Annotated in this window: 21 protein-coding genes and 1 riboswitch; of the genes, 18 read left to right on the top strand and 3 right to left on the bottom strand. The window is 66.9% G+C overall.

Features of this window, described 5'->3' with window-relative positions:
* The first annotated feature begins 16 nt into the window (after positions 1-16).
* Both smc and ftsY read left to right on the top strand, forming a co-directional pair.
* On the top strand, positions 17-3,640 hold the full coding sequence (smc, locus tag ACEN9K_RS13530) for a chromosome segregation protein SMC (protein ID WP_495634539.1): 3,624 nt from the start codon (positions 17-19) through the stop codon (positions 3,638-3,640).
* A 103-nt stretch (positions 3,641-3,743) separates the two neighbouring features.
* Positions 3,744-4,949: a signal recognition particle-docking protein FtsY gene (ftsY, locus tag ACEN9K_RS13525; protein WP_018768297.1), complete on the top strand. Its 1,206-nt coding sequence runs from the start codon at positions 3,744-3,746 to the stop codon at positions 4,947-4,949.
* A gap of 66 nt (positions 4,950-5,015) precedes the next feature.
* Here the strand turns inward: ftsY and ACEN9K_RS13520 are convergent, their stop codons facing one another.
* Positions 5,016-6,257 (bottom strand): MFS transporter, encoded by a 1,242-nt coding sequence (locus tag ACEN9K_RS13520; RefSeq protein WP_026265614.1) that lies wholly within the window; start codon positions 6,255-6,257, stop codon positions 5,016-5,018.
* Between the two features lie 226 nt (positions 6,258-6,483).
* Here ACEN9K_RS13520 and ACEN9K_RS13515 point away from each other — a divergent pair, with 226 nt between their 5' ends.
* Together ACEN9K_RS13515 and ACEN9K_RS13510 are read left to right on the top strand one after the other, a co-directional pair.
* Positions 6,484-7,845 (top strand): ammonium transporter, encoded by a 1,362-nt coding sequence (locus ACEN9K_RS13515; protein ID WP_018768295.1) that lies wholly within the window; start codon positions 6,484-6,486, stop codon positions 7,843-7,845.
* Positions 7,842-8,180 (top strand): P-II family nitrogen regulator, encoded by a 339-nt coding sequence (locus ACEN9K_RS13510; RefSeq protein WP_018768294.1) that lies wholly within the window; start codon positions 7,842-7,844, stop codon positions 8,178-8,180. Before ACEN9K_RS13515 ends, ACEN9K_RS13510 begins: the two co-directional genes overlap by 4 nt.
* Before the next feature lie 93 nt (positions 8,181-8,273).
* Here the strand turns inward: ACEN9K_RS13510 and ACEN9K_RS13505 are convergent, their stop codons facing one another.
* Positions 8,274-9,677: a glucose-6-phosphate dehydrogenase gene (locus ACEN9K_RS13505; protein ID WP_026265613.1), complete on the bottom strand. Its 1,404-nt coding sequence runs from the start codon at positions 9,675-9,677 to the stop codon at positions 8,274-8,276.
* A gap of 84 nt (positions 9,678-9,761) precedes the next feature.
* On the opposite strand from ACEN9K_RS13505, the gene ffh reads away from it, so the two are divergent.
* On the top strand, positions 9,762-11,345 hold the full coding sequence (gene ffh, locus ACEN9K_RS13500; RefSeq protein WP_018768292.1) for a signal recognition particle protein: 1,584 nt from the start codon (positions 9,762-9,764) through the stop codon (positions 11,343-11,345).
* Between the two features lie 101 nt (positions 11,346-11,446).
* Positions 11,447-12,181 (top strand): alpha/beta fold hydrolase, encoded by a 735-nt coding sequence (locus ACEN9K_RS13495; protein WP_223991944.1) that lies wholly within the window; start codon positions 11,447-11,449, stop codon positions 12,179-12,181.
* Here ACEN9K_RS13495 and thiC read toward each other — a convergent pair.
* Positions 12,178-14,019 carry a phosphomethylpyrimidine synthase ThiC gene (thiC, locus tag ACEN9K_RS13490; protein WP_043424745.1) on the bottom strand — a complete coding sequence of 614 codons (1,842 nt, stop codon included), beginning with the start codon at positions 14,017-14,019 and terminating at the stop codon, positions 12,178-12,180. The two genes, ACEN9K_RS13495 and thiC, sit on opposite strands and share 4 nt — an antisense overlap.
* Positions 14,015-14,122: riboswitch (TPP riboswitch) on the bottom strand. Its footprint overlaps the gene before it by 5 nt.
* Before the next feature lie 79 nt (positions 14,123-14,201).
* On the opposite strand from thiC, the gene ACEN9K_RS13485 reads away from it, so the two are divergent.
* The 12 genes from ACEN9K_RS13485 (at position 14,202) to ACEN9K_RS13430 (ending at position 22,633) form a co-directional block, all read left to right on the top strand.
* A complete protein-coding gene (locus ACEN9K_RS13485) occupies positions 14,202-15,284 on the top strand; it encodes an amidohydrolase family protein (RefSeq protein WP_495634538.1) in 1,083 nt (360 codons plus the stop codon).
* A 99-nt stretch (positions 15,285-15,383) separates the two neighbouring features.
* The gene (locus tag ACEN9K_RS13480; RefSeq protein WP_018768288.1) at positions 15,384-16,259 is read left to right on the top strand and encodes a VOC family protein; all 876 of its coding nucleotides are present in this window, start codon (positions 15,384-15,386) and stop codon (positions 16,257-16,259) included.
* A 168-nt stretch (positions 16,260-16,427) separates the two neighbouring features.
* Positions 16,428-16,883, top strand: a complete 456-nt coding sequence (locus ACEN9K_RS13475) for a hypothetical protein (protein WP_056387866.1) — start codon at positions 16,428-16,430, stop codon at positions 16,881-16,883.
* Between the two features lie 233 nt (positions 16,884-17,116).
* Positions 17,117-17,539: a 30S ribosomal protein S16 gene (gene rpsP, locus ACEN9K_RS13470; RefSeq protein ID WP_018768286.1), complete on the top strand. Its 423-nt coding sequence runs from the start codon at positions 17,117-17,119 to the stop codon at positions 17,537-17,539.
* A gap of 1 nt (position 17,540) precedes the next feature.
* Positions 17,541-17,783, top strand: a complete 243-nt coding sequence (locus ACEN9K_RS13465) for an RNA-binding protein (RefSeq protein ID WP_013601399.1) — start codon at positions 17,541-17,543, stop codon at positions 17,781-17,783.
* Positions 17,784-17,901: 118 nt separating this feature from the next.
* Positions 17,902-18,447 (top strand): ribosome maturation factor RimM, encoded by a 546-nt coding sequence (gene rimM / locus ACEN9K_RS13460; protein ID WP_208324221.1) that lies wholly within the window; start codon positions 17,902-17,904, stop codon positions 18,445-18,447.
* Complete coding sequence (gene trmD, locus ACEN9K_RS13455) at positions 18,448-19,260, top strand: tRNA (guanosine(37)-N1)-methyltransferase TrmD (RefSeq protein WP_018768284.1); 813 nt, start codon at positions 18,448-18,450, stop codon at positions 19,258-19,260. It begins immediately after the preceding gene.
* Positions 19,261-19,495: 235 nt separating this feature from the next.
* Positions 19,496-19,855 (top strand): 50S ribosomal protein L19, encoded by a 360-nt coding sequence (gene rplS / locus ACEN9K_RS13450; RefSeq protein ID WP_018768283.1) that lies wholly within the window; start codon positions 19,496-19,498, stop codon positions 19,853-19,855.
* 88 nt (positions 19,856-19,943) lie between these two features.
* Positions 19,944-20,621, top strand: a complete 678-nt coding sequence (lepB, locus tag ACEN9K_RS13445) for a signal peptidase I (RefSeq protein WP_223991934.1) — start codon at positions 19,944-19,946, stop codon at positions 20,619-20,621.
* Positions 20,622-21,452: a signal peptidase I gene (gene lepB, locus ACEN9K_RS13440; protein WP_056387858.1), complete on the top strand. Its 831-nt coding sequence runs from the start codon at positions 20,622-20,624 to the stop codon at positions 21,450-21,452.
* A 50-nt stretch (positions 21,453-21,502) separates the two neighbouring features.
* A complete protein-coding gene (gene rnhB / locus ACEN9K_RS13435) occupies positions 21,503-22,258 on the top strand; it encodes a ribonuclease HII (RefSeq protein ID WP_056388162.1) in 756 nt (251 codons plus the stop codon).
* Positions 22,259-22,306: 48 nt separating this feature from the next.
* Complete coding sequence (locus tag ACEN9K_RS13430; protein WP_056335405.1) at positions 22,307-22,633, top strand: DUF2469 domain-containing protein; 327 nt, start codon at positions 22,307-22,309, stop codon at positions 22,631-22,633.
* Positions 22,634-22,740 lie beyond the last annotated feature (107 nt).

Genomic DNA, 22,740 nt, shown 5'->3' with positions numbered 1-22,740 from the left:
GGAGACCTGAAAAGCCTTGCACCTCAAAAGCCTCACCGTCCGGGGGTTCAAGTCCTTTGCCTCTGCCACCACCTTCGACTTCGAACCCGGCGTCACCGCCGTCGTGGGTCCCAACGGATCCGGCAAGTCCAATGTGGTAGACGCCCTGGCCTGGGTCATGGGGGAGCAGGGGGCCAAGACTCTCCGCGGCGGCAAGATGGAGGATGTCATTTTTGCCGGGACGTCCGGGCGGCCGCCCCTGGGACGCGCCCACGTTTCGCTGACCATCGACAACGCCGACGGCGCGCTCCCCATCGAATACAGCGAAGTCACCATCTCACGGACGCTTTTCCGGACAGGCGGCTCCGAATACGCCATTAACGGTGCCGCCTGCCGTTTGCTGGATATCCAGGAGCTGCTCTCCGACTCCGGGCTGGGCCGGGAGATGCACGTCATCGTGGGCCAGGGGCAGCTGGACCGCGTCCTGCACGCCACCCCCGAGGACCGCCGCGGCTTCATCGAGGAGGCGGCGGGGATCCTCAAACACCGCCGGCGCAAGGAACGGACCGTCCGGAAGCTGGAGGCGATGCAGGCCAACCTGCAGCGCCTTACAGACCTCACCGGGGAGATCCGCCGCCAGCTGACGCCCCTTGGCAAACAGGCCGAAGTGGCCCGCCGCGCCCAGCGCGTCCAGTTCGACGTCCGGGACGCCCGTGCCCGGCTGCTCGCCGATGACCTCGTCCAGCTGCAGCAGGCGCTGCAGCAGGACGTGGCGGACGAGGCAGCGCTCAAAGCCCGCCGGACCGCCGTCGAACATGAACTCGAAGCCGGGCGCCGGCAGCAGGCGGCGCTGGAGCAGCTGGCTGCCGAAGCCACACCCCGGCTCAACGCCGCGCGGGACACCTGGTACCAGCTGTCCACTGCACGGGAGCGCCTCCGGTCGCTCGGTTCGCTGGCCACCGAGCGCAGCCGCCTGCTCGGCTCCGACGATGCCGCACCGGCATCCGCGCGGGACCCCGAACAGCTCGAACGCCAAGCCGCCAGGGTGCGGCAGGAGCTGGCCGAGCTCGAACGGGACATCCACGCCAGGCGCACCACCCTGGACACGGCCAGCGCCGCGAAGGCCGAGGCAGAGCAGGCAGCCGTGGCCGAGGACCGGCGGCTCACGGCCCAGCTCCGGGCCGCGGCGGACCGGCGGGAAGGCCTGGCCCGCCTGGCCGGACAAGTGGCGGCGGCCCGGTCCCGGGTGGAATCCGCGCAGGCAGAACTGGGCCGGCTGCGGGAGTCCCTTGTCGCCGGCACGGAACGGCGGGCGCGCGCCCAGGCCGAGTTCACGGCCTTGGAAAACCAGGTGGCCGGCGTGGAGGAAGGGGAGGAATCCCTCGACGCCGATTACGAGGCCGCCAGTAAAGCACTTGATGCGGTCCTTCAGGAGATTGCCCAGCTCAAGGCCGCCGTCAACGAAGGCGTCCGCAAGCGGGACGCCCTTGCCGCCCGGCTCGACGCTCTTAAGCTCGGCCTGGACCGCAAGGACGGTGCCAGGCACGTACTGGAGTCAGGGCTGTCCGGGGTGCTGGGCAGCCTGGCGGCCGGGATCAGCGTGCAGGGTGGTTACGAGGCGGCGGTCGCTGCCGCGCTGGGAGAGGCCTCCGAGGCAGTCCTCGTCCAGGATCAGGACACGGCGGCCGCCGTCCTGAAGGTGCTCAAGGACGACGACGCCGGGCGGGCGTCGCTGCTCCTCGCATCAGCGGTGGCAGGCCACCTGGGTGACCCCGCCACGGAGTCCACGCCGGGAGGAGCGGCCGCCCCCAAAGCAGTGCCGCTGCCCGATGGTGCGCAATGGGCCGCCGACCTGGTGGACGGACCTGCGGAGCACATCCCGCTGGTCCGGCACCTGCTGTCCGGAACCGCCGTCGTCGCAAGCATCGACGCCGCGGCTGCGCTGGTGGCCGGGCTGCCCGGACTCACGGCGGTCACCCGCGAGGGGGACGTGTTCACCGCCGTATCCGTTGCCGGCGGTTCTGCCAAGGCGCCCTCCCTCCTTGAGGTGCAGGCGGCGGTGGACGACGCCGACCGTGGCCTTTCGGCGGTCACGGCAGACCTGGAGCGGAACAGGTTCGCCCTGGCCGCCGCCGAGGCGCGCCGCGCCGGAGTGCAGGAGGAGGCGGACGCTGCCCTGGACAAACTGCACGAATCCGATGCCCGCCTGGCCGCCGTGGCCGAACGCCTGGGCCACCTGAATTCAGTCCTGCGCAGCGCCGTCGGTGAGAGCGACCGCCTGGCTGCCTCCCTGGCACGCGCTGCGGAGAACGTTGCCGCGGAGGAGGAGGCGCTCGCTGCCATCACGGCCCGGCTGGCCGCCGCCCAGGAGGCTCCGATTGAAGAGGAGCCCTCCACCGAACAGCGGGACGCGTTGGCCCGTGCCGCATCCGCCGCCCGTGCAGCGGAAGTGGAGGCGAGGCTGTCCCTGCGCAGCGCCGAAGAGCAGCTGGCGGCAACCCGCAACAGGGTGGCGTCCCTGGAGCGCGCCGCCGCCACCGAACGCCGTGCCCGGGAGGAAGCAGCCCAGCGTGCCCGGCGCCGCCGCATCCAGGCCAGGCGTGCGGCCGCCGTTTCCGCCGCGGCGGAACTGGCACTGCGTTACGTGGACGTATCGGTGGACCTCGCCCGGCACGAACGGGACCTGGCCGAGGAAAACCGCGAACAGCGTGACCGTGGGCTTCGGGACATCCGGGAAGCCAACGACGCCCTGGCCCGCGAACTGGCCGACCTCACCGACAACGTGCACCGGGACGAGCTGGCCCGTGCGCAGCAGCGGGCCAGGATCGAGGCAGTGGAATCCCGGTCCGTGGACGAGTTGGGCATCGCCCCCGAAGCGCTGGTGGCAGAGTTCGGGCCGCACGTCCCGGTTCCCGTGCCTGCGGAGGAGACCGGCGACAAGTGGGCCGCGCTGCGGGCTCCCGTTGACGCCGGCGGGGAAGAAATCCGGGAAGGGAAGCCCTACGTCCGGCAGGAGCAGGAGAAACGGCTGCGCAAAGCTGAACGCGACCTCGCCAGCCTGGGCAAGGTCAACCCCCTGGCCCTGGAGGAATTCGCGGCACTGGAGGAGCGGCACCAGTTCCTCAGCACCCAGCTTGAGGACCTTAAGGCCAGCCGCCGGGACCTGCTGGACATCATCAAGGAAGTGGACGACCGGGTCCAGCGCGTCTTCGCCGAGGCGTTCGAGGACACCCAGGTCCAGTTTGTCCGGGTTTTTGAGCGGCTCTTTCCCGGCGGCGAGGGCCGCCTGGTCCTCACGGACCCGGGGGACATGCTCACCACAGGCATCGAAGTGGAGGCCCGTCCTGCGGGCAAGAAAATTAAACGGCTGTCCCTGCTCTCCGGAGGCGAGCGGTCCCTTACCGCGGTGGCGCTGCTGGTGGCCATCTTCAAGGCGCGGCCCTCGCCGTTCTACGTCATGGACGAGGTGGAGGCGGCGCTGGACGACACCAACCTCGGCCGGTTGATCACCATCTTCGAGGAACTGCGGGAGTCCAGCCAGCTCATCGTCATCACCCACCAGAAGCGGACCATGGAGGTGGCGGACGCACTGTACGGCGTCACCATGAGGGGCGACGGCGTTTCCACGGTGATCAGCCAGCGGCTCGTTTCCGAGGTGTAGCAGCACCGCCGGCGTCCGGCGGCCGCGGGGGCGCCGCATTGGGGCAGGTCAGGGGCGGGCTGCGCGCCCGAACCGGGCAGGCCGTTTGTGAGAAGCTAGGGGAGTGAATGACATCCTTCCCATTGTCCTGTCCATTCTTGTTGCGCTGGTGGTCATCGGCGGCCTGATTCCGGTCCTGCTCAAGACGCGGAGGAACATCACCCGGTACCCCGGCACGCGGGATGCCAACGATCCTGAGGTCCGCTCCGGCGGCAGCACCGCCGTAGCGGACAGCGCCGGACCAATCGAACGCACGGCGCCCGCGGGCGTGGACCTCGAAGGGCTTGACACCACTACGGTTCCGGACGACGCTGCCGGGCTGGAAACCATTCCCGTCGAAACACCGCTGCCTGTCGCGGGCCGCCTCACCCGCCTCCGTGAGCGGCTGGTCCGCTCCAACAACATCATGGGCAAGGGCCTGCTGGCGCTGCTGTCCAGCGACCGGATCGATGAGAGCGTCTGGGACGAGGTGGAGGAGACACTCCTCCTCGCGGACCTGGGAACCGAACCCACCATGCAGCTGGTGGATGCCCTGCGCGAACGGGTCAAGGTGCTGGGCACCCGGACCCCCGAACACGTCAAGGCCATGCTCCGTGAAGAGCTCATCAAGCTTGTCGACCCCTCCATGGACCGCAGCCTGAACGTCCAGCGCCATGCGGACAGGCCTGCCGTGATGATGGTGGTGGGCGTGAACGGCGTCGGCAAGACCACCACCGTCGGCAAGCTGGCGCGCGTGCTGGTGGCAGAGGACAAGGACGTCCTGCTGGGTGCCGCGGACACGTTCCGCGCCGCCGCGGCGGAACAGCTGGCCACGTGGGGGCAGCGCGTCGGCGTCCCCACCGTGAAGTCGGACATCGACGGCGCCGATCCCGCCTCCGTTGCCTACGAGGCCGTGAAGGCAGGCATTGAGCAGGAAGTGGACGTTGTCATGATCGACACCGCCGGCCGCCTCCAGAACAAGGTGGGCCTGATGGACGAACTGGGCAAGGTCAAGCGCGTGGTGGAGAAGCTGGCCGAGGTGGACGAGGTCCTGCTGGTTCTGGATGCCACCACCGGCCAGAACGGCCTGAACCAGGCGCGGGTCTTTTCGGAGGTTGTCAACATCACGGGCATCGTCCTGACCAAACTGGACGGAACCGCGAAGGGCGGCATCGTCGTCGCCATCCAGAAGACGCTCGGCGTGCCCGTCAAACTCATCGGACTCGGCGAAGGCGCCGACGACCTGGCCCCGTTCGACACCGAAGGCTTTGTCGACGCCCTGCTGAACTAGCTAAGCCAGCCCAACCAGCTCGCATTAGTTGTCGTTTTGAGCCCTCAAAACGACAACAACTGCGGGCTAGTTGGGTTTAACCCGGAGTGTTTCGCGGGTGGGCAGCCAGCCGACGGCGGCCAGGAGCATGACGCCGCCGGTCACGCCGAAAGCCCAGCCGAAACCCAGCCGGTCCGCGAGCAGCCCGGCCGCCACCGGTCCGACGATCGCTCCGACGTCGGACGTCATTTGGTAGACGGCCAGGACCTTGCCGCCGGAGCGTGCGTTCCCAATGACATCGGCGACGGCGGCCTGCTGCGCCGGGCCGAAAAGGCCGGACCCGACGCCGGCAAGCGTCGATGCGGCAAGGAACCAGGGCAGGTCGGAGGTCAAGCCGATCGCCGCAGTCGCGAAGGCTGCCACCAGCAGGCCGGAGATCATCATCGGCTTGCGCCCCAGGGAGTCCGCCAGCCGCCCCGAGAAGGTCAGCGCGGCGGCGTTCCCGGCAGCGAAGACTGCCAGCGCCAGTCCGGCCGCCTGCGGTCCTGCCCCGAAGGCTGCCGCGGCGAACAGCGGCACCGTTGCCATGCGGACGCCAAACGTGGCCCACCCGTTGGCAAAGCTGGACAGCAGGGCCGACCGGTAGGTTCCGGCAGCCACGGCTTCGCCAAAGCGCATGTCCGGCGGACGGTGCTGGGTTTCACCGCCGCCCCGGCGCTGGTGGCTGAGCTGGGTCTGCACCACAAACGCGGCAACGAGCAGGGCCCCGGCGTAGGCAAGGAACGGGACCCGCAGGCCCAGCCCCGCCAGCAGACCGCCCACAATCGGCCCGCACACATTCCCGATCAGGAAAGCGGACGCATAGGCACCTGAGACCCTGCCCCTGCTCTGGGGTGGGGCCAGGCGGACCACCAGGGCCATCGATGCCACCGTGAACATCACGGACCCGGCTCCGCCAAGGCCGCGGAACAGCAGCAACTGCCAATAGTCCTGCGCAAAGGCGCAGGCCGCCGTGGACAAGGCCACGATCAACAGCCCAGCGACATAGACGGGCCGTTCACCGCGCTTGCCGATCAGAGCTCCGCCGGCGGGTGCAAAGGCAAGGCGCATGAAGGCAAAGATCGCCACGATGACGGCTGCCTCGGTGTTCCCTACGCCGAAGGTTGTTGCGAACTGCGGCAATACAGGCGCAACGAGCCCGAATCCAAGCGCAATCAGGAACGCCGCGGCCAGCATCACCTTAATGTCGCGGGGAAGTTTCTCCCGCCGAGGCCTTAGCCGGGCCAAAAACCTCGAAGTGGCGCCGCTTTCGCGGGGTGTTGCCGTCATTGTGAAGGAGTCCTTGCAGGAAAGGGAGCCGGGTGGCTGCGCGGGTGCGGAAACATAACCGTAACAAGGCGGATATGCACCATTTACTTCCTAGAGGTTGTTGTAACAGGCCCGCAATCTAAATCCTCCGCGGGCGAAACACGCCGCCCACAAACTCATTACAGGACGCAAAAAGGCGTTGGCAGGCGGAGTACTCCGCAAGATTCGATGAGAGAGGACGTGCACCATGGAACTTACCGCAGGTCACGTTTGGGTCATGGTGGCGGCAGCCCTTGTGCTGTTCATGACACCCGGTCTGGCATTTTTCTACGGCGGCATGACCCGCGCCAAGGCAGCACTGAACATGATGATGATGAGCTTCATCTCCATCGGCATGGTGGGTGTTGTCTGGGTGCTGTGGGGCGCGTCCATGAGCTCCGGTGAAGGCTTCCTGGAGATCGTGGGCAACCCGTTCGCCACATTCGGCCTTGAGGGCATCACCACCCCTGACGGTCTGATCAAGGTTGGCTACGCCGCCACCTTCGCCATCATCACCGTGGCACTGATCAGCGGCGCCATCGCCGACCGCGCCAAGTTCGGCGCCTGGTCCGTCTTCGTTCCCGTGTGGGTCACGCTCGTCTACTGCCCGCTGGCGTACATGGTGTGGGGCGGCGGACTCTTCGGCCCCGAAGGCGCCATCGGCAAGGCCCTCGGCCCCGCCATCGACTTCGCCGGCGGCACCGTGGTCCACATCAACGCAGGTGTGGCGGCGCTCATCCTCGTCCTCATCATCGGCAACCGCAAGGGCTTCGGCAAGGACCCCAACCACCGCCCGCACAACATCCCGTTCGTCATGCTCGGCGCAGCCATCCTGTGGTTCGGCTGGTTCGGTTTCAACGGCGGTGCAGCCACCACTGCCGAACAGGGCGGCCTGATCTGGATCAACACCCTCGCAGCCCCGGCAGCAGCCATGCTCGGCTGGCTGGTCACCGAACGCATCCGCGACGGACACCCCACTTCCCTCGGCGCCGCATCCGGCGTGGTGGCCGGCCTCGTCGCCATCACCCCGGCCTGCGCCAACGTCAGCCCCGTCGGTGCACTCGGCCTGGGCGTCGTGGCCGGCGTAGCCTCCGCCCTGGCAGTCGGCCTGAAGTTCCGCTGGGGCTTCGATGACTCGCTGGACGTCGTCGGCGTGCACCTGGTGTCCGGCATCATCGGCACCGTGGCGCTCGGCTTCATCGCACTGCCCACCGACGGTGTTGGCGGCGGCCTCTTCTACGGGGGCGGACTGACCCAGCTCTGGGCGCAGCTCGCGGCAGCCGGCGTCGCCATCGCCTACTCCGCAGTCCTGACGGCCATCATTGCGCTGGCCATCCACAAGACCATGGGCTTCCGGGTCTCGCAGGAACAGGAAACGGTGGGTGTGGACCTCAGCCTGCACGCCGAGACTGCCTACGAGTTCGGACTGAGCGGACACGGCGGAAGCTTCCAGCCGCTGCACGACATGATCACCGGCAAGGGCCAGGGCGAGTCCCACGCGCCAGTCCAGGGGACGCCGGGTACGCAGAAGTCACAGTCAGCAACAGGTAAGGAAAGCGTGGGGGCATGAAACTGATTACTGCAATCGTCCGGCCGGAAAAGCTCGAAGCCATCAGGGAGGGACTGGAATCCTATGGTGTTCAGGGCCTGACCGTCAGCGCAGCCAGCGGATACGGCCGGCAGCGTGGCTACACCGAGGTCTACCGCGGAGCCGAATACAACGTGGACCTCCTGCCCAAGATCCGGGTGGAAGTCCTGGCCACGGACGAGCAGGCAGACGACATCCTGGACGTGATCATCGCCAGTTCCAATACCGGCAGGGCCGGGGACGGCAAGGTCTGGACCATCGATGTCCATGAAGCAGTTAGGGTCCGGACCGGGGAACGCGGAGTGGCCGCCATCTAGGCACCGGCACGGAACCATAAAGACAGGCAGGGCGGGAACCGAAAGGTTCCCGCCCTGCCTCTTGTTAACGCTGCCGGTGCTGCCGCGGACTGCTCAGTCCTTTGAGCGGTTGGTGGGCCAGGATGCCGGGCCGGCCGAACCGGCGTCGTACTCTTCAAGCGGGACGTCCCCGCGCTCCCACGCCTTGAGGACCGGCTCAACAATCCGCCAGCAGTCCTCTGCAGTGTCTCCCCGGACGGACAGCAACGGATCGCCGGTCAGCACGCCTTCCAGCACTTCGCCGTAGGGCAGGAGATCGGAGGCGCTCAGTTCGGCTTCCAGGGTGACCCGGCCCAGGCTGAAGATGTTTCCCGGACCGTTGACGTCGACGTCGAACTCCAGTGTGTCCGGGCCGAAACCGATCCGGAGCTGGTTGGGGGAGTCCACCCCGGTAAAGCCCTGGGGCAGGTGGGGCACCGGAAGGAAGGTGACCACCGCTTCCTTGCGCTTGTCGCCCAGGGCCTTGCCGGAACGCAGGATGAAGGGAACCCCCCGCCAGCGCCAGTTGTCGATGCCCACCTGGATTTCGGCAAGGGTTTCGGTTCCCTTTCCCGGATCCACGCCTTCCTCCTTGGCGTAGTCCGGGACGTCCTTGCCTGCCACGGAACCGGCGGTGTAGCGGGCCCTGCGCGTTGAGCCAGTGAAGGGGGCACTGACGCTGCTGGCCCGCAGGACGGTGGAGACGGCGTCGCGGAGGTCGCGCTCGCCGATGGTGGCCGGAGGTTCGATGGCCATGATCGCCATGACCTGCAGGAGGTGGCTCTGGATCATGTCCCGGAGGGCGCCGGCGCCGTCGTAGTAGCGCGCTCGGCCTTCCAGGGCCAGGTCCTCATCGAAAAAGATCTCCACCTTTTCCACGTGCTGCCTGTTCCATACCGGCTCAAGGAAGTTGTTGGCGAACCGAAGGCCCAGGATGTTCAGGACGGTGGCCTTGCCCAGGAAATGGTCAACCCGGTGGATATGGTCTTCGGGGACCAGCCGTGCCAGGGTCCGGTTCAGCGACCGGGCCGATTCCTCGCTGAAGCCGAAGGGCTTCTCCATTACCAGGCGGGTGCCTTCCGGAACCTCTTCCGGCTGGAGCGTCTCGCATGCCTGCTGGCTGATCCGGGGCGGCAACGCAAAGTAAACGGCCACCGGGCCTTCCAGCCCCGCGAGCAGGGCGGCCAGGGCACCCTTGGCCGTGACGTCCACCTGGTGGTACGCCGTCTCCTTCTGCAGCAGCTCGAGGGCGTCCTTTCCGGAACTGTCTGCCGCGCCGGCTGCAGCAGCGAACGATGCCTGGACCCGCTCCCGCCATTGTTCCGGCGTCCACGGATCCGAGCCTGCCCCCACCAGGGTGAGGCCCTCCGCGCGGCCTGCGGCAACGAGCCGCGCCAGGCCGGGCAGGAGGAGCCGGCCGGTGAGGTCGCCCGAGGCGCCGAGGATGAGCAGGGTCTTCACAGTCGTTTGGCTCGTCATTTTGCCAGCATGCCACCTACCGGGCCTGACTTGATACCCTAGATAGTCGAGTCCCGATCATCCACTGAAAGAAGTGCACGTCGCGTGTTCAATTCACTCTCTGACCGGTTGACAGCAACCTTCAAGAATCTCCGCGGTAAAGGCAGGCTCACCGAGGCCGACGTCGATGCCACCGTCCGGGAGATCCGCCGCGCGCTTCTGGACGCCGATGTTGCCGTTCCCGTTGTGCGTGAGTTCACTGGCCGGGTCCGTGAACGCGCCCTGGGTGCCGAGGTCTCTGCGGCACTGAACCCCGGCCAGCAGATCGTCAAGATCGTCAATGAGGAACTCGTCGAGATCCTGGGCGGCGAAACCCGGCGGATCCGGCTGGCCAAGAACGGCCCCACCGTCATCATGCTCGCCGGCCTCCAGGGTGCCGGCAAAACCACCCTTGCGGGCAAGCTGTCCAAGTGGCTGAAGGCCCAGGGGCACAGCCCCATGCTGGTGGCCTGCGACCTGCAGCGCCCTAACGCCGTCACCCAGCTCCAGGTGGTGGGCCAGCGGGCAAAGGTCCCCGTCTTCGCCCCGCACCCGGGTGCCACCTCCACCGAGCTGGACCAGCCCGCCGGCGACCCCGTCGCCGTCGCCCGCGCCGGCGTCGAGGAAGCACGCCAGAAGCTGCACGACGTCGTCATCGTTGACACGGCCGGCCGCCTGGGCGTGGACGCCGACATGATGGAACAGGCGCGCCAGATCCGCCGTGCCATCGTGCCCAACGAAGTCCTGTTCGTGATCGACTCCATGATCGGCCAGGACGCCGTGAACACGGCCCTCGCCTTCGACGAAGGCGTGAACTTCACGGGCATCGTGCTGTCCAAGCTCGACGGCGACGCCCGAGGCGGTGCCGCTCTTTCAGTCGCGTCGGTCACCGGCAAGCCGGTCATGTTCGCCTCCACCGGCGAAGGCCTGGACGATTTCGAACTCTTCCACCCGGACCGGATGGCCTCGCGTATCCTGGATATGGGCGACATCCTCACCCTCATCGAACAGGCCGAAAAGGCCTGGGACAAGGATGAGGCCGCCCGGATGGCGAAGAAGTTCGCCGACCAGGAAGACTTCACCCTTGAAGACTTCCTGGCCCAGATGCAGCAGATCCGCAACATGGGCTCCATGAAGAAGATGCTCATGATGATGCCGGGTGCACAGAACATCCGGCAGCAGCTGGAGCAGTTCGACGAACGCGAGATCGACCGCGTCGAGGCAATCGTCCGCTCCATGACACCGCACGAGCGGCTGGCGCCGAAGATCATCAACGGTTCACGGCGGGCACGCATCGCCCGTGGTTCCGGCGTCCACGTCTCCGAGGTCAACGGCCTGCTGGAGCGCTTCGCCCAGGCCCAGAAGATGATGAAGAAGATGGCCCAGGGCGGCATGCCGGGAATGCCGGGGATGCCTGGCCTGCCCGGCGCCGGCGGCGGTGCCCGGAAGAACGCCAAGAACGCGCCCAAGAAGAAGGCAAAGTCCGGCAACCCGGCCAAGGCTGCCCAGGAGCGCAAGGAAGCGGAAGCCCGCCGTGCCAACGCCGCCAAGGCGCTGCCTACGGGCGCCGCCTTCGGCCAGCAGGGCGGGGACTTCGACCCGTCCCAGCTGAACCTCCCCAAGGGCTTCGACAAGTTCCTGGGCAAGTAGCAGTTCCCCGGCAACGCAGCGCCAGGTGTCGTTTTGACCTCTCAGAACGACACCTGGCGCTGCTTGCTTGGGATGTCAGTGCCGTGGAATAGGGTTGGGACATGTTCAAGCAGAGGGTAGTGTTCGTGCACGGCGCCGGAACCTTCGGTGCCGCCGCGTGGCCTCGCCAGCACGGCATGGCACTGTCCTATGACGCCCTGTTCCTCCGCCGCCACGGCTTTGACGCCCTCGCGGAGCCACTGGAGTCGTCCTTCGCGGAGGACACCGCCATCATCCTGCGCTCCCTTGCCGATGACGGCCGCGGCGCCGCCGGCGGGCATGTGGTGGCGCACTCCCAGGGGGCGATCGCGGCCATGATGGCCGCCGTCGAACGTCCGGACCTGGTCTTCTCATTGACGCTGGTGGAACCGGCCTGCCTCTCCCTGACAGCGGAACTCCCGGCCACTGCCGCCCACATCAGCCTCATGCAGCCCCTCTTCGACGTGCGCCACCAGCTCAGCGACGAAGACTTCCAGCGCGAATTCGTCCGGCGGGTCTTCGCCACCGACCTCCAGCAGCCCGCCACCACGGAAGAAAAAAGGTCCGCCCGCAGGCTGCGGCTCCAGGCCCCGTCATGGGAGGCGCCGCTGCACATTGTTCCCGGGGTGCCCACGCTGGTGCTGACCGGTGGGTGGGAACCGCTCTACGAGGAAATCGCCGGGTACCTCCGGGAGACCGGTGCCCTGCACCGCGTTGCCGCGGGAGGACACCGGCCCCATGACTCCCCGGACGGGGACCGGGCCATCCGGCAGTTCATCAGCCAGGTCAGCCGGAGCCAGCCGGCCCGCGCGTCCTAGCTGTCAGCAGGCACCCGCAGTTCCGGCAGGTAGACCTTGCCGCCGGCCGCCAGGAATTCCTCGCTCTTCCCGCGCATCCCGGCCGCAGCATCGGCCAGTGCCGCCTGCGCCTCCGCGGAACCAAATTCGTCGCGGATGTCCTGGCTGATCCGCATGGAGCAAAACTTGGGCCCGCACATCGAACAGAAGTGCGCCGTCTTGGCAGGCTCAGCCGGCAGCGTCTCGTCGTGGAACGCCTCAGCCGTCACCGGGTCCAGGGACAGTGCGAACTGGTCCCGCCAGCGGAATTCGAACCGCGCCTTGGACAAGGCGTCGTCCCGTTCATGCGCCCCCGGGTGCCCCTTGGCCAGGTCCGCCGCGTGCGCGGCGATCTTGTAGGTGATCACGCCGGTCTTCACGTCGTCCTTGTTGGGCAGGCCCAGGTGTTCCTTCGGGGTGACGTAGCACAGCATCGCGGTGCCGTAACGGGCAATCTCGGTGGCACCAATCGCTGAGGTGATGTGGTCATAGCCCGGAGCAACATCTGTCACCAGCGGGCCCAGGGTGTAAAACGGGGCCCCCTTGCAGAGTTCCTGCTGCCGCTCGACGTTTTCCCGGACCAGGTGGAAGGGAACGTGGCCGGGCCCCTCCACCATGACCTGAACGTCGTACTCCCACGCGCGCTGGGTGAGCTCGGCGAGCGTGTCCAGTTCCGCGAACTGGGCGGCGTCGTTGGCGTCCGCCGTCGAACCGGGGCGCAAACCGTCGCCCAGGGAGAAGGCAACGTCGTACTTCGCGAAGATCCCGCACAGCTCATCGAAGTGCGTGTAGAGGAAGTTCTCCTGGTGGTGGGCCAGGCACCAGCCGGCCATGATGGAGCCGCCGCGGGACACAATGCCCGTCACCCGGTTGGCGGTCAGCGGGACATAGCGAAGCAGCACGCCGGCGTGGATGGTCATGTAGTCCACGCCCTGCTCGCATTGTTCAATGACAGTGTCCCGGAAGATTTCCCAGGTCAGCGCGTTGGCCTCGCCGTTGACTTTCTCCAGGGCCTGGTAGATCGGCACGGTGCCGATCGGGACGGGGGAGTTGCGGATGATCCACTCCCGCGTGGTGTGGATGTCGTCGCCGGTGGACAGGTCCATAACGGTGTCGGCACCCCATTGCGTGGCCCACTGGAGCTTGTCCACCTCCTCCGCGATGGAACTCGTCACGGCCGAGTTTCCGATGTTGGCGTTGATCTTCACCAGGAAGGCCTTGCCGATGATCATCGGCTCGGACTCCGGATGGTTGATGTTGTTCGGAATGATGGCGCGGCCGGCGGCCAGTTCGCTCCGGACCAGTTCCACATCGCAGTTCTCGCGCAGCGCCACGAAGCGCATCTCCTGCGTGATGACGCCCTGCCGGGCATAGTGCATCTGGGTCACCGTCCGGCCGTCGACGGCGCGGCGGGGCACCGGCTGCGCGCCCTTCCACTCCGCGGAGGCGGCGCCGCGGCGGACGGCCGAGCGGCCGTCGTCGAGCAGGTTGCGTTCCCTGCCGCTGTAGGCCTCGGTGTCTCCGCGCGCCACGATCCACTCCGCGCGGAAGGGCTCCAGGCCGCGGACGGGGTCGCTTCCCGGCCCCGCCGTCCGGTAGGTCCGGAACGGTGCGTTCGGCTGGCCGTTGGGCGATGGCTCCAGGGCAATTTCCGTGACGGGTACCCGGATGCCGGACCCGGCGTCGTCGATATAGGCCAGCGAATGCGACGCCAGGGACCGGGTCACTTCGGACTGGTTCACCTGGGGCGTGGAGCCGGCTCCGGAACCCCCGGTGGACGGCAGGTGGGCAGGGTTCAACTGGGTGTTTTGCGTACTCAAGGGAATACTCACTTCCTTCGCCGGCATTACCCGGACAGGTTCAACGGTCGCAGGCTGCGTCAGCCCGATCTCAGCCCCTGCAAGGGCTCCCGTGTGGTCAGAGAAGAAGCTACCACAGGCCCCCGGAAGGGCGGTGTCACATTCGCGGGTGCTAGCCTGACCGGGCATCGAAAGGAAGCCCGATGGCAGACATCATCTACTTTCGCGGACCCGTCCTGGCCGCACCGGACCGGGTACGCCATGGACTCTGGTCGGTGGACGGCAAGCTCACGTTCAGCCGGCCCGCTGCCGCTCCGGCGCGGGAACTCGACGGCTGGGTGCTGCCGGGGTTCGTCGACGCCCACTGCCACATCGGCCTGGGTCCCGACGGTCCGGTGGAACCCGCCATTGCCCGGGAGCAGGCGCTGGCTGACCTCAACGCCGGAACCCTGCTGGTCCGCGACGCCGGCTCACCTGCCGATACCCGCTGGATGCAGGGCGGCCGGGACTTCCCGGTACTGATCCGTGCAGGACGGCATGTGGCCCGCACACGCCGCTACCTGCGCGGCTTCGCGGCGGAGGTCGAACCCGACGGGCTCGTGGAGGCCGTGCGGAAGCAAGCGCGCGACGGCGACGGCTGGGTCAAACTGGTGGGCGACTGGATCGACCGGAGCGCCGGCGACCTTGCGCCCTCCTTTCCTGCCGCCGTCGTGCGTGACGCTGTGCAGGCTGCCCATGATGAAGGTGCCCGGGTCACGGCACATTGCTTCGCCGAAGACACCCTGGACCAAATGCTGGACGCCGGCATTGACTGCATTGAGCACGCCACGGGGCTGCTGCCGCGACACCTGCCCCGGTTCGTGGAGCAGGGCGTACCGATCGTGCCCACCCTCATCAACATCGCCACCTTTCCTGATATCGCGGAGCAGGCGGACGCAAAGTTTCCGCGCTACGCCGCCCACATGCGTGCCCTGTGGGAACGCAGGCTGGAACGGGTGGCGGAGGCCCATGCCGCCGGCGTCCGGATCTTTGCCGGCACGGACGCAGGCAGCGTGATCCGGCACGGCAGGATCGCAGATGAGATCCTCGCCCTGCACGGGGCCGGCCTGCCCATGCATGCGGCCCTGGATGCCGCCTGCTGGGCAGCGCGTGCGTGGCTGGGCGCTGACAACCTGGAGGAAGGCGCGCGGGCCGACGTCGTGGTGTGCCGGGACGACCCCCGGACCACCCCGGACACGATCACGGCGCTGGAGCACGTGGTGCTGGGCGGCCGCATCATCCGTTGAGTTATTTGGTTCCGCTACTTGGAATAAATTGAAGCTTCAAGTAATTTTAATATGTGACAGGCCGCCGAAGTGACGGCCTCCAACACAAGGAGCCTTCAAATGACCGACGCAGCCAGCAGCCAGGATCTTCTTCCTGCCGACCTCGCCATGGGCACGGTAATGCTCAAGGTGGGCGACATGAAGGTCATGACCGACTACTACCAGCGCGCACTGGGCCTGGAGGCGGTGGCGGAGCAGGACGGCGGGCTCTACCTGGGCAGGCTCGGCAGGCCGCTGGTCCACCTGGCGCCGGCCCCCGGGCTGCACCTTCCCGGCAGGGGAGAGGCCGGCCTGTTCCACACCGCCCTATTGTTCGAGGACCAGGCTTCCCTGGCGGCCACCATCGCCACGGCAGCCCAGTACGAACCCCGGTCCTTCACCGGCAGCGCCGACCACCTGGTGAGTGAGGCCTTCTACTTCACCGACCCCGAGGGCAACGGCATCGAGCTGTACTGGGACCGGCCGCGCAGCAACTGGTCCTGGAACGGGACGGACGTGGTGATGGACAGCCTGGCGCTTCCGCCGCAGCGCTACCTGGAGCAGCACCTCACTGAGGAATCCCTCGAAGGCCAGCGGCGGACGTCCGCAGGCGTGGGGCACGTCCACCTCCAGGTTGGCGACGTCCAGACCGCCAGGGACTTCTACGTGGGTACCCTGGGCTTCGAGAAGACGGCGGGCTGGCATGGGCAGGCCCTGTTCGTTTCCGCGGGCCGCTACCACCACCACATGGCCATGAACGTCTGGAACAGCCGCGGCGCCGGCCCCCGCAAGGACACCCTTGGGTTGGGCGAGGTGCTCATCGAGGTTCCCTCGGGTGACGACGTCGGGGCGCTGGCTGACCGCCTGAGGGTCGCCGGGGTGCCCGCCCACCACACCGGCGCGGAGCTCCGGTTCGAGGACCCGTGGCGCAACCGGCTCCGGGTGGCAGTCCGCTGACCGGTGCTCCTGCACGGGCCGTGCGCCAGTGCTGACGGGCCAGTGTTGGGGCTCGCGGGCTCCGGCCCGGCGCGTTTGCCGGCGGGCGCGCAGCAACTAGGCTGATTCCGTACGGCCGGGCTGCAACTCCCGGCACGCAGCTCCGCCAACGGAAGAAGGGCACCCGCCATGGGCTTCACCGAGATCTTCGTCGCCACCCATGACGCCGCGCTGAAACGCGCCGGCATCCTTGACCAGGGAAGCGGCTCCGCGGCGGACAGCGGGCCCGGGGGCCAGGCGGTGCGGATCCAGGGCATCAGCGACTTCGAAGTCGAACAGCTGGGCGATCTTGCCGGGACTGCCGTGCACGCCGGCGGGGCCGACTATGAGCTGACCATGGTGGACGTCGCCAGCGATTCGCTCCTTGCCGTGCCGCCGGCCATGGTCCGTGCGCTGGCCGACCTGCTCTCCTATGAAACCGAAGGCGAAGGCAATGTCCTTGACGACGTCGCCGAACAGTGGGCCGGCCAGGAGGATATGCCGTTCGACGCCGGCCAGGCCCGGAGCTACGTTCAGCAGGTGGCGGAGTTGGCCGCCTCGATCGACGATTCCGAGCGGACGGGACTGTACGTCTGGTCGGCCTGACCCCGTGATGCCGGTTTCGGCCGTCCTCCGCCTCCACAAGGGCCGGCCGCGGCGCCGGCGCGGTGGCCCAAGTCGAAATAACGCCGTTCATCTGGCACAATAAACAGGTACTCGATCTGCGTGGCCCCTCTCTCCGCGTCCGGATCCTGTCCTTCGAACCCGCAAGTACGGCCCGCCCCACGGGTGCAGAAAGCCGGGTTCACCCCTTTTCTGAAACAGGAGTGACCACAAAAGTGGCCGTAAAGATTCGCCTTAAGCGCTTCGGCAAGATGCGCGCCCCGTACTACCGCATCGTCGTTGCGGACTCACGCACCAAGCGTGACGGCCGCGCCATCGAGGAGATCGGCAAGTACCACCCCACCGAAGAGCCCTCGTTCATCGAGGTCAACTCCGAGCGTGCGCAGTACTGGCTCTCCGTCGGCGCCCAGCCGTCCGAGCAGGTCGCCGCGATCCTGAAGATCACCGGTGACTGGCAGAAGTTCAAGGGCCTGCCGGGCCAGGAAGGCACCCTCAAGACCAAGGTCGCGAAGGAAGCCTTTGTTGCCCCGGAGAAGGGCTCGGTCATCATCCCGGAAGCCATCACCAAGAAGGCATCCAAGTCTGACGCTGCCGAGGCCCCGGCCGACGCCGAAGCTGAGACCACCGAGGCTGAGTAGATTGCTGGCAGAAGCGCTGGAACACCTGGTCCGCGGAATCGTCGATTCCCCGGATGACGTCAAGGTCAGTTCGAAGAGCAACCGCCGCGGGGACACCCTCGAGGTGCGCGTTCACCAGGACGACCTTGGACGGGTGATTGGCCGCCAGGGCCGCACGGCCCGCGCATTGCGCACCGTGGTGGCAGCACTGGCCGGTGGCGAACCGGTGAGGGTCGACGTCGTCGATACCGACCGCCGCCGCTGAGCGCTCGGCAACATTCAGTTTTTGCTCCGGCCCCTTCACCGCCAGGTGGAGGGGCCGGAGTGCTTTGACCAACATGGTGCTTCCACCGGAACCACCACAACCCGGAACAGAGGAACAGATGCAGCTTCAGGTGGCACGGATCGGCAAGCCGCACGGCATTCGCGGGGAAGTCACCGTCCAGGTGCTGACGGACGCTCCGGAGGACCGCTTTGTCCCGGGAACGGAATTCGTCGTTGAGGACGCCGCGGCAGGACGGCTGACCGTGCGGAGTGCGCGCTGGAACAAGGACATCCTGCTGCTCGGTTTTGAGGAGGTGGCGGACCGCAACCAGGCTGAAACCCTCCGCGGCGCCAAGCTGTTCATCGAAACCGAAGAACTGGACGGGGATGATGACGAGGGCTGGTACGAGCACGAGCTTGTCGGCCTGGAGGCCCGGGTAGGGGCGCAGGTTGTGGGCAAGGTGACTGCGCTGAACACCATGCCCGTGCAGGACCTTCTCATGGTCACCACCCCGGACGGCAAGGAAATCCTCATCCCGTTCGTGGAGCAGATCGTGCCTGAGGTGAATATCGAGGAAGGCTTCATCCTCCTCACCCCGCCGGACGGACTCTTCGAACTCAACACCGACGAAGCCGCTGCCCCGGAACCGGAAAGCAGGGACTAGATGCGCATCGACGTCGTCAGCATCTTCCCTGAATACCTCGCCCCGCTTGAACTCTCGCTGATTGGCAAGGCCCGCCACGACGGCATCCTGGACCTGCACGTCCATGACCTGCGCAGCTTCACCACGGACAAGCACCGCACTGTGGACGACACCCCGTACGGCGGCGGCGCCGGAATGGTCATGAAGCCCGAACCCTGGGCCCAGGCACTCGCCGCCGTGGCGGAGGAGCGGCCGGATCCGCAGCGCAAGCCGGTCCTCATCGTCCCATCCCCGGCCGGCGAGCGGTTCACCCAGGCCCTCGCCTATGAACTGGCCGAGGAACAGCACCTGGCGTTTGCGTGCGGGCGGTATGAGGGCATCGATGAACGGGTCATCGAATGGGCGCAGGAACACTTCACGGTCCGGCCTGTCAGCCTGGGCGACTATGTGCTGAACGGCGGGGAAGTGGCCGTCCTGGCCATGGTGGAAGCCATTGGCCGCCTGCTGCCCGGTGTAGTGGGCAATCCCGAATCCCTGGTGGAGGAATCCCACTCGGACGGACTCCTGGAATATCCGGTCTACACCAAGCCTTCCATGTGGCGTGACCGCGAGGTGCCGCCGGTGCTCCTGAGCGGCAACCACGGCAGGATCGCCCAATGGCGGCGCCACGAGCAGTACCGCCGCACAGCGGCGCGGCGTCCGGACCTCCTGGAAGGGTTCGACGCCGGCAGCCTCCCGCGTGCCGACCGCACCGAATTGCACAACCTGGGGTATGACATCGTGGATGGCAGGCTGGTCCGCCGGCCGGAAGCGGCAGCCGCGCCGCAGGATTAGTGCCGGGCGAATTGGCGTAACCCTGCCGCTGTGGCAAAATTAACCCTTGTGTCTGCTGGGTCCGCACCTGCCACAGGGGGTAGCGCGGCCAACAGCCGGACAACCGGCCCCGTCAACCCTTGAAGCGGCCGGACTATTTTACTTCGGCGGTGAGACCCGGCCTGCCTTCCGGCAGCCGGACTTGCCCGCCGTGACCCAAAGTGAATGACCTGTGGCGTTCACCAGGAGTGCAATCATGCATATTCTCGATTCCGTCGATGCAGCCTCGCTGCGCAACGATGTTCCCGAGTTCCGCGCCGGCGACACGCTCAAGGTGCACGTGAACATCATCGAAGGCAAGAACACCCGTGTCCAGGTCTTCCAGGGCTTCGTCCTGGGCCGCCAGGGCGACGGCGTGCGCGAAACCTTCACCGTTCGCAAGGTCTCCTTCGGTGTCGGCGTGGAGCGTACCTTCCCGGTGCACTCCCCGATCATCGAAAAGATCGAGGTTGTCACCAAGGGTGACGTCCGCCGCGCCAAGCTGTACTACATGCGTGCACTGCGTGGCAAGGCCGCGAAGATCAAGGAAAAGCGCGACTTCAGCTCCGCCAAGTAAGTAAGTTCTGCCCGGACTTACGGCCAGGCTGGAGCGCGGCCGTACCCGGCATGCGCCGGAGCAATGCACCAGCGCCAGGATACGGACCATGCACCAGACAAAACGCCAGCCCCGCAAAATGGGCTGGCGTTTTGTTTTACTGGCCCTGCTCCTCGCGGTGGCCATCAGCGGAGTGGTCCGGTCCCTGTGGCTTGACGTCTACTTCATCCCTTCGGATTCCATGGAGCCGCTCCTGCAGGGCGGGGACCGGATCCTGGTGTCACGCACGGACTTCCAGTCCGAACCCATCCGGCACGGGGACGTCGTTGTCTTCGATGGCCGTGGCAGCTTTGCACCGTTGAACAGCGGCAAGGGTCCGCTGCCGGACGCAGCCGCTGCCGCCATGCAGTGGCTCGGCCTGACCGGCAGCGACACAACCTACGTCAAACGGGTCATCGGCCTTCCCGGCGACACGGTGGCCTGCTGTGACGCCGGCGGCAAGGTCACCGTCAACGGCACTCCCATGGATGAGCCCTACATTTTTCCCGGCGACGCGCCGAGCACGCAGAAGTTCAGCACCGCGGTTCCGGAGGGCAGGCTTTGGCTGATGGGGGACCACCGCTCGGTGTCCGCTGACTCCCGCAGCCTGCTCGGTGCTCCCGGCGGCGGACTGGTTCCGCTGGACAGGGTGATTGGCCGGCCGGTCCAGATCCTTTGGCCGCTTGATAGATTTGCTCCAGTAGCACGGCCGCCCGCAGCGGGGCCGACAACACAGAACGGACGGTAAATGCCCGAGAATCACGCGCGGAAACCTGAACCGCGCCATGACGGCGCATCAGAAACGCCCACCGTTCCAGTTCCCTCCGTACCCGGCGACACCCCGGAAACCGCCGCCCCCGTCCATCGGCGGCACAGGACGGCGTCGAAGGCAGCGGCCGCCAAGTCCGGCGGCAATCCCGTGCTCGGCTGGCTCAGGGAAATCGCCACGGTGGTGGTCATCGCCGTGGTGCTGTCCTTCCTTATCAAGACCTTCCTGTTCCGGGCATTCTTCATTCCCTCGGAATCCATGGTGAACACCCTCGACGTGGATGACCGGATCTTCGTGAACCTCCTGGTGCCGGAGCCCTTCGCGCTCAGCCGCGGCGACGTGGTGGTATTCCGTGACACCAAGGGCTGGCTGCCGCCGGCCCCGGCCAAGGCACAGGGACCGTTCACCTGGGTCCAGGACGGCCTGACGTTCGTAGGCCTCCTGCCCGACAACTCCGAACAGCACCTGGTCAAGCGTGTCATCGGGCTCCCGGGCGACCACGTTGTCTGCTGTGACGCCGGCGGTAAACTGACCATTAACGGGACCGCGATTGACGAGACCTACATCAATCCCGCGGAAGTCCCGCAGATCCGCAACTTTGACGTCACCGTACCGGAAGGCAAGGTGTGGGTGATGGGTGACAACCGGAACCACTCTGCCGATTCCCGTGCGCACATGGAGACTGACGGCGGATTCATCAATCTCAAGGACCTCGAAGGCAAGGCCGCGGTCATCGCCTGGCCGCTGAACAGGATCAAGACCCTGGACAACTACCCGGACGTGTTCCGCAGCGTCCCGGCGGCCCACTGACCGTGCCTTCAGCAGTGCAGGCGTCCCCAGCAGTGCAGACTACCCCGGCAGTGAAGGCGCGCTCCGGCTCAAAACCGGCAGCACGCGGAGCCAAGGCGCCCACGCTGCGGCACGAGCGTACCTTCAAGGCCCAGGGGGTGCGCCTGCTTGCCGGGGTGGATGAGGTTGGCCGGGGTGCCCTCGCCGGTCCTGTCAGCGTGGGAATCGCCGTCGTTGACCTGGAACGCCAGAAGCCGCTTGCAGGCGTGCGGGACAGCAAACTCCTGAGCCCTGCGGAACGGGAACGGCTGGATCCCCTGGTGCGCCGGTGGAGCATCGCATCGGCGGTGGGACACGCTTCCGCCGGCGAGATAGATTCACTCGGCATCATCGCTGCCCTTCGGCTGGCGGGAACCCGCGCGTGGAACAGCATCATCAGCGCCGGCATCATCCCGGAGGCCGTGCTGCTTGATGGAAGCCACAACTGGCTTTCCCCGGCAGGCCAGCTGTCCCTGTTCGACCAGCCCGTGCTGGAGGCCGCGTGTGAAGCCCCGGTCCATACCAAGGTCAAGGCGGACATGCAGTGCCTCAGCGTCGCGGCCGCAAGTGTTATTGCCAAGGTGGAACGGGACCGGATGATGCGGGAACTGCACACCGAATATCCCGATTACGGCTGGGACATCAACAAGGGATATGCCACGGCAGCCCATCGGAACGTCCTACGCGCCGCCGGGCCCACACCGTACCACAGGGTAAGCTGGCGGCTGCTTGGCGGGGAACTGCAGGACGCCGAGGTGCCCGACGGGGACGAGCCGTACGAAGACTGACCCCCGCCACCCGCGGCACCCGTGCCGGACATGGTGCAAGATGGAAGCATGAGTGCTGAGGATCTTGAGAACTATGAAACCGACATGGAGCTTCAGCTCTATCGTGAATACCGCGACGTGGTCGGCCTCTTCAGCTACGTTGTCGAGACCGAACGGCGCTTTTACCTGGCCAACCATGTGGACCTCCAGGCCCGCAGCGCCGATGGTGAGGTCTATTTCGACCTGACCCTCCAGGACGCCTGGGTATGGGATGTCTACCGCTCGGCACGGTTCGTCAAAAGCGTCAGGGTCCTGACCTTCAAGGACGTGAACGTGGAGGAACTGCCCCGCAACGAGGAACTGGCCCTGCCCAAGGATGTAGACTTGGGCAACTAGGGTCCCGCGGGACCCTGACTTCCCCTCCACACCGGCCCCTGTCCACATACGGCAGGGGCCTTCTGTCTTCCGCGGCCCTCCGCCTCCAGGCTGGTTGCGGAGGTACA

It is taken from the genome of Pseudarthrobacter sp. Pseusp20 (genome assembly GCF_059492155.1).
Note: the sequence above shows the minus strand (reverse complement) of the source record. Positions and strands in the feature narration are given on the sequence as shown.

Bases quoted from the DNA above. Each gene is read 5' to 3' on its own strand.
- lepB (WP_056387858.1), top strand. From the start codon at position 20,622: ATGCCCGAGAATCACGCGCGGAAACCTGAACCGCGCCATGACGGCGCA.
- lepB (WP_223991934.1), top strand. From the start codon at position 19,944: ATGCACCAGACAAAACGCCAGCCCCGCAAAATGGGCTGGCGTTTTGTT.
- ACEN9K_RS13485 (WP_495634538.1), top strand. From the start codon at position 14,202: ATGGCAGACATCATCTACTTTCGCGGACCCGTCCTGGCCGCACCGGAC.
- ACEN9K_RS13505 (WP_026265613.1), bottom strand. From the start codon at position 9,677: ATGACGAGCCAAACGACTGTGAAGACCCTGCTCATCCTCGGCGCCTCG.
- ACEN9K_RS13515 (WP_018768295.1), top strand. From the start codon at position 6,484: ATGGAACTTACCGCAGGTCACGTTTGGGTCATGGTGGCGGCAGCCCTT.
- ACEN9K_RS13520 (WP_026265614.1), bottom strand. From the start codon at position 6,257: ATGACGGCAACACCCCGCGAAAGCGGCGCCACTTCGAGGTTTTTGGCC.
- ACEN9K_RS13480 (WP_018768288.1), top strand. From the start codon at position 15,384: ATGACCGACGCAGCCAGCAGCCAGGATCTTCTTCCTGCCGACCTCGCC.
- ACEN9K_RS13475 (WP_056387866.1), top strand. From the start codon at position 16,428: ATGGGCTTCACCGAGATCTTCGTCGCCACCCATGACGCCGCGCTGAAA.
- ACEN9K_RS13495 (WP_223991944.1), top strand. From the start codon at position 11,447: ATGTTCAAGCAGAGGGTAGTGTTCGTGCACGGCGCCGGAACCTTCGGT.
- rimM (WP_208324221.1), top strand. From the start codon at position 17,902: ATGCAGCTTCAGGTGGCACGGATCGGCAAGCCGCACGGCATTCGCGGG.
- rplS (WP_018768283.1), top strand. From the start codon at position 19,496: ATGCATATTCTCGATTCCGTCGATGCAGCCTCGCTGCGCAACGATGTT.
- ACEN9K_RS13510 (WP_018768294.1), top strand. From the start codon at position 7,842: ATGAAACTGATTACTGCAATCGTCCGGCCGGAAAAGCTCGAAGCCATC.
- trmD (WP_018768284.1), top strand. From the start codon at position 18,448: ATGCGCATCGACGTCGTCAGCATCTTCCCTGAATACCTCGCCCCGCTT.
- ACEN9K_RS13430 (WP_056335405.1), top strand. From the start codon at position 22,307: ATGAGTGCTGAGGATCTTGAGAACTATGAAACCGACATGGAGCTTCAG.